The organism is Streptococcus oralis (assembly GCF_001578945.1).
GTDB lineage: Bacteria > Bacillota > Bacilli > Lactobacillales > Streptococcaceae > Streptococcus > Streptococcus oralis_Q.
Window position 1 is genome coordinate 342,173 of the sequence record NZ_KQ969551.1, and the last position, 6,322, is coordinate 348,494.

Below are 6,322 nucleotides of genomic sequence, written 5' to 3' on the forward strand. Positions count from 1 at the left end.
ATGAATCTCTCTATTCCAAAGCAGGTTTTAATATCTTAGGCTTAGCGGTTTCGCCTCAAGCACAAGGGCAAGGTATTGGTAAAAGCTTACTGCAAGGGTTGGATCAAGAAGCAAAAAGACGGGGTTATGGGTTTATCCGCTTAAACTCTGCTGATCATCGTCTGGGAGCTCATGCATTTTATGAAAAAGTTGGTTATACTTGTGATAAAGTGCAGAAACGGTTTATTCGCATCTTTTAGTATATTTTCTTAAACTAAAGGACCAGTCACACTATAAAGGAGAAGACCTATGATTTTTGACAAAGACGATTTTAAAGCATACGATGCTGATCTCTGGAATGCTATTGCCAAAGAAGAAGAACGCCAACAAAACAACATTGAGTTGATTGCTTCGGAAAACGTGGTTTCCAAGGCTGTAATGGCTGCTCAAGGGTCTATCTTGACGAATAAATATGCCGAGGGTTACCCAGGACGCCGTTATTATGGTGGAACTGATGTAGTAGACGTGGTAGAAACTCTAGCTATTGAACGCGCAAAAGAAATTTTCGGTGCTAAATTTGCCAATGTTCAACCTCACTCAGGAAGCCAAGCCAACTGTGCGGCTTACATGGCCTTGATTGAGCCAGGTGATACCGTTATGGGAATGGATTTGGCAGCAGGTGGACACTTGACCCACGGAGCTCCAGTTAGCTTCTCTGGTCAAACCTACAACTTTGTTTCTTACAGTGTGGATCCTGAAACGGAACTCTTGGACTTTGATGCGATCTTGAAACAAGCCCAAGAAGTAAAACCAAAACTAATCGTAGCTGGTGCTTCAGCCTATTCTCACATTATTGATTTCTCTAAATTCCGTGAAATCGCAGATGCTGTTGGGGCTAAACTCATGGTCGATATGGCCCATATCGCTGGTTTGGTGGCAGCTGGACTTCACCCAAGCCCAGTACCATACGCTCATATCACTACAACAACGACCCACAAAACCCTTCGTGGACCTCGTGGTGGCTTGATCTTGACAAATGATGAGGATCTAGCTAAGAAAATCAACTCGGCTATTTTCCCTGGTATTCAAGGTGGTCCTTTGGAGCATGTTGTGGCTGCTAAGGCTGTTTCATTCAAAGAGGTTTTGGACCCAGCTTTCAAGGAATATGCTGCTAATGTCATCAAAAACAGCAAAGCTATGGTTGAAGTTTTCTTGCAAGACCCTGATTTCCGTATCATTTCTGGTGGGACTGAAAACCACCTCTTCCTTGTTGATGTCACTAAGGTTGTAGAAAACGGAAAAGTTGCTCAAAATTTGCTGGATGAGGTTAATATTACCCTAAATAAAAACTCAATCCCATACGAAACATTGTCACCATTCAAGACAAGTGGGATTCGTATCGGATCTGCAGCCATCACTGCACGTGGATTTGGTGAAGAAGAAAGCCGCAAAGTGGCTGAACTCATCATTAAAACCCTTAAAAATGCAGGAAATGAAGCTGTTTCAGAAGAAGTGAGAAGTGAAGTCAAAGCGTTGACAGATGCCTTCCCACTATACGAGGACTAATACTTTTATGGACATTTATATTAAGAAAGCTATTATCCATCAGTTCAGCCCAGATGATACCGAGCTGTTTCTAGCGGATAAGTTTCTCAATATCACTCCAAAAATCGAAGAATATCTGCGTAAAAAAATTGAACGCGTGTATTCAGATGAAGCCAAGACTGGGATTTTCGAAGAAGAAAATCCCTTCTTCAATCACATCACGGACGATTTGTTGGAGACATCAGTAACACTGGCTAATCTCTGGAAAGAGGAGTTCAGCATTTCTGAAAATCTAAAGACCAATGACTTGGTTTTTGTTCAGTTTTCTAAAGAAGGCGTTGAACATTTCGCTTTCTTGCGAATTGCCTTGCGTGAGACCTTGACCCATCTCGGTGGAGAGGGTGACAATCCAATCAAGCTGACTCAGAATAACCTGCCTGGATTTGGAACGGGAGCTGATGAGGCCTTGGTGGTCAATCTTCAAAGTCGCAAGTACCATCTCATCGAGAAACGTATCAAGTACAACGGGACTTTCTTGAATTATTTTTCAGATAATCTCCTAGCTGTTGCCCCTAAGATTTCACCAAAGAAATCCATCAAGGAGCTGGAAAAAACGGCTCAGAGAATTGCAGAGTCCTTTAACACGGATGATTTTCAATTTCAATCCAAGGTCAAATCAGCGATTTTCAATAATTTGGAAGAAAGCAATGAACTGTCTCCTGAGAAATTGGCTAATGACCTTTTTGACAACAATTTGACAGCTCGTTTGAGCTTTATCGACCAAGTCAAGGAAGCCGTACCAGAACCAGTTCAGTTCGATGAAATTGATGCCAGTCGTCAGCTCAAGAAATTTGAAAATCAAAAACTTTCCTTGTCAAACGGAATCGAACTCATCGTTCCAAATAATGTTTACCAAGACGCAGAATCGGTCGAGTTTATCCAAAACGATAATGGAACTTATTCTATCTTAATCAAAAATATCGAGGATATTCAAAGTAAATAATGTTTAAATTACTACGAAGAGTGCTAGTGCTAGCAGTCTTCCTTTTCGCAGGATACAAAGCTTATCATATCCATCAGGATGTTAAACAAGTCATGACCTACCAACCCATGGTACGAGAAATACTCAGCGAAAGAGATACTCCAGCCAATGAAGAGTTGGTGCTCGCCATGATTTATACTGAAACGAAGGGAAAAGAAGGCGATGTCATGCAGTCTAGCGAGTCTGCTAGCGGTACTACAAATACTATCAATGACAATGTGACGAGCATTCGTCAGGGGATTCAGACATTGACTGATAATCTCTACCTAGCTCAGGAAAAGGGTGTTGATGTTTGGACAGCTGTTCAAGCCTATAATTTTGGCCCTGCCTATATTGATTTCATTGCTAAAAACGGGAAGGAAAATAATTTGGCACTAGCTAAGCGTTACTCCCAAGAAACGGTCGCCCCAATCCTTGGTAATACCACTGGAAAGACCTACACCTATATCAACCCCATTTCTATCTTTCACGGAGCCGAACTCTATGTAAATGGTGGAAATTATTACTACTCGAGACAGGTTCGCTTTAACCTTTATATCATGAAATTCTTTAATTTCTTCTAAACATCTGGTTTTACCAGGTGTTTTTTCACTATAAGTTTTCTTTAAGATTGTTTTATTACCCTAGAAAGGTAAAGGAGGGAGTATCCCATGAGAAAGAAATTCTTTCTAACAAGTGCTGCAGTATTGTGGGTCGCAACAGCTATGACGAGCGTCCACGCAGCAACCGATGTTCAAAAAGTAATCGATGAAACCTATGTACAACCAGAATATGTCCTAGGTTCTTCTCTATCTGAAGACCAGAAAAATCAAACCCTTAGCAAACTTGGCTATGACGCATCAAAAGACACCAAAGATATCAAAACTATGACACCTAATATCTATTCGAAAATCATGAATGTGGCTAATGATGCTAGTCTACAGCTCTATTCATCAGCCAAGATTCAAAAGCTAGGTGATAAGTCGCCTCTAGAAGTAAAGATTGAAACGCCTGAAAATATCACCAAGGTGACGCAGGATATGTACCGTAACGCAGCAGTGACGCTGGGAGTGGAGCATGCCAAAATCACCGTTGCAGCACCCATTCCAGTTACAGGAGAGAGCGCTCTAGCAGGGATTTACTACTCGTTGGAGGCTAATGGTGCTAAAGTACCGCAAGCCAATAAAGACTTGGCTCAAGAGGAGCTAAAAGCCTTATCCGATATTAATGCTGAAAACAAGGACAAATCAGGCTACGATGCCGATAAACTCAATGTCGCTTTGGCAGATATCAAGGCAGGAATCGCAAAGGCAAAAGAAGCCAAAGGGAATCTGACAGAAGAAGATGTCCGCAAAATCGTTGAAGACACGCTAAAAAACTACAAACTCGATCAGGTTATAACAGGAAACCAGGTCAATATCATCATCAATTTTGCACTCAATCTCTCAAAGAGTGACATCTTGAATAATGCTGATTTCACTAAAACCCTAAATGACCTCAAGGAAAGCATTGTCTCCCAAGCTGGAGATAGCTTTAAAAATATCAACCTCAACTTTGATGCTAATAAAGCGCTAGAAGACGGGGGCAATTTCTTTAGCTCCTTGTGGCAAGCCATTGTCAACTTCTTCAAGAGTTTTGGTGCTTAAGTCATTTCATGATATAATAGATGGTAACAGAAATGTTGCCGTCTTTTTTTGTCGGCTGATAGAAAGTGAAAAATATGTTAAAGAAAAATGATATTGTAGAAGTTGAAATTGTTGATTTGACCCATGAAGGTGCTGGCGTTGCTAAGGTAGATGGTTTGGTTTTCTTTGTAGAAAATGCTCTACCAACTGAGAAAATCCTCATGCGTGTCCTTAAGGTCAATAAAAAGATTGGCTACGGGAAAGTTGAAGAATACCTTACTTACTCTCCACACCGTAACCAAGACCTTGACCTAGCTTATCTACGCTCAGGTATCGCTGATTTGGGGCATCTTGCCTATCCAGAGCAGCTCAAGTTTAAAAGAAAGCAAGTTAAAGACAGTCTATACAAGATTGCAGGAATTGCTGATGTAGAGGTTGCGGAAACGCTTGGTATGGAAAATCCAGTCAAGTATCGAAATAAGGCACAGGTGCCCGTTCGTCGAGTGAATGGTGTCTTGGAAACTGGCTTTTTCCGTAAAAATTCGCATGACCTTATGCCTCTTGAAGATTTCTTTATTCAAGATCCTGTCATTGACCAGGTTGTAGTTGCCCTACGAGATCTGCTCCGTCGTTATGATTTGAAATCTTATGATGAAAAGGAACAGTCTGGATTGATTCGGAATCTTGTGGTGCGACGTGGGCACTATTCAGGACAAATCATGGTCATTTTAGTAACAACTCGTCCGAAAATTTTCCGAGTGGAGCAGTTGATTGAACAACTTATCAAGCAGTTCCCAGAGATTGTGTCTGTTATGCAAAATATCAACGACCAGAACACCAATGCTATTTTTGGTAAGGAGTGGAAGACCCTTTATGGTCAAGACTATATTACCGACAAGATGTTGGGAAATGACTTCCAAATCGCTGGCCCAGCCTTTTATCAAGTCAATACTGAAATGGCAGAGAAACTCTATCAAACAGCCATTGACTTTGCGGAGTTAAGAGAAGATGATGTGGTTATTGATGCCTATTCTGGTATTGGGACGATTGGTTTATCAGTCGCCAAGCACGTTAAGGAAGTCTATGGTGTTGAGGTCATTCCAGAAGCAGTGGAGAATAGCAAGAAGAATGCTGCATTAAACAATATTACAAATGCCCACTATGTCTGTGACACAGCAGAAAATGCCATGAAGAACTGGCTCAAGGAAGGTATCCAACCAACTGCCATTCTTGTCGACCCACCACGCAAGGGATTGACCGAGAGCTTTATCAAAGCAAGCGCTCAAACAGGAGCAGACCGCATTGCCTATATTTCATGTAATGTGGCAACCATGGCGCGTGATATCAAACTCTACAAAGAGTTAGGATATGAGTTGAAGAAAGTACAGCCGGTTGATTTATTTCCGCAGACGCACCACGTCGAGTGTGTAAGCTTGTTAGTGAAACGTAGCTAATCCTCTCACTTTTTCATTTTAGGGCGAGAGGCTTCAAAGCTCCACTGGAGCTTTGAACTCCCCGAACCTTTTGAGTTCCACAAACGCATCATGTTGAGGTAGTATCACTGCTTGTACGAGCTGAGGCATCATCGAAGTAGAAGTAGATGATCTGCCCATGCGATAGCTGTCGTAGAGTAAGGAGTATACGACGAAACGATACGGTAACAGCGAACCGCCGAGTGTGTAGCTTTGCTCGTAAAATCGTAAAAACCTTGTATCGAAAGCGATAATGAAAAGCCTTGATTATAAGGCTTCTTTTGCATTTTTGTAATAGAATATAGTTAGTTATAATTGAGAGCAACTAAGAAGCAGAAAAAAATATTATACATAGAATAATCAAAATAAGGAAGATAAAATGACAGAAATTGATAAAAGGAATTTAAAAAATTATCTTTGTTTTACATTTGGAATTACTTATATAACTTGGGGGCTTCTTGCCATATTTACACAATCTTATATTTTGGGATTAGAGACATTTATAGGAAGAATATTACATATAGTTGGTGCACTTGGACCAGCTATTGCAGGTGGCTTTTATTTAAAAAGTAATAATATAAAATTTAAACATTTTTTATTTAATAAGATAGAAAATAGTAGTATTTATTTCATTTATCATATGTTAGCAATTTTGATACTATTTTCTGTATCTTCCTTAG

At 40.5% G+C, this 6,322-nt stretch carries 6 protein-coding genes and 1 pseudogene; all 7 read left to right on the forward strand.

The window, feature by feature from the left end; translation table 11 throughout:
- On the forward strand, nucleotides 1–239 hold a 239-nt coding region (locus tag SORDD16_RS11715), incomplete at its 5' end, for a GNAT family N-acetyltransferase (RefSeq protein ID WP_241733978.1).
- 49 nt (nucleotides 240–288) lie between these two features.
- Nucleotides 289–1,545 carry a serine hydroxymethyltransferase gene (gene glyA / locus SORDD16_RS04345; protein ID WP_061452506.1) on the forward strand — a complete coding sequence of 419 codons (1,257 nt, stop codon included), beginning with the start codon at nucleotides 289–291 and terminating at the stop codon, nucleotides 1,543–1,545.
- A gap of 7 nt (nucleotides 1,546–1,552) precedes the next feature.
- Nucleotides 1,553–2,527 carry a nucleoid-associated protein gene (locus tag SORDD16_RS04350; protein WP_061452507.1) on the forward strand — a complete coding sequence of 325 codons (975 nt, stop codon included), beginning with the start codon at nucleotides 1,553–1,555 and terminating at the stop codon, nucleotides 2,525–2,527.
- The gene (locus SORDD16_RS04355) at nucleotides 2,527–3,129 is read left to right on the forward strand and encodes a lysozyme family protein (RefSeq protein ID WP_061452508.1); all 603 of its coding nucleotides are present in this window, start codon (nucleotides 2,527–2,529) and stop codon (nucleotides 3,127–3,129) included. The genes SORDD16_RS04350 and SORDD16_RS04355 overlap by 1 nt, the downstream gene beginning before the upstream one ends.
- Nucleotides 3,130–3,216: 87 nt before the next feature.
- Nucleotides 3,217–4,191 carry a DUF1002 domain-containing protein gene (locus SORDD16_RS04360; RefSeq protein ID WP_061452509.1) on the forward strand — a complete coding sequence of 325 codons (975 nt, stop codon included), beginning with the start codon at nucleotides 3,217–3,219 and terminating at the stop codon, nucleotides 4,189–4,191.
- Nucleotides 4,192–4,265: 74 nt separating this feature from the next.
- Nucleotides 4,266–5,624: a 23S rRNA (uracil(1939)-C(5))-methyltransferase RlmD gene (gene rlmD / locus SORDD16_RS04365; RefSeq protein WP_061452510.1), complete on the forward strand. Its 1,359-nt coding sequence runs from the start codon at nucleotides 4,266–4,268 to the stop codon at nucleotides 5,622–5,624.
- 397 nt (nucleotides 5,625–6,021) lie between these two features.
- Nucleotides 6,022–6,322: pseudogene (locus tag SORDD16_RS04370) on the forward strand (CPBP family intramembrane glutamic endopeptidase); the annotation flags it as partial.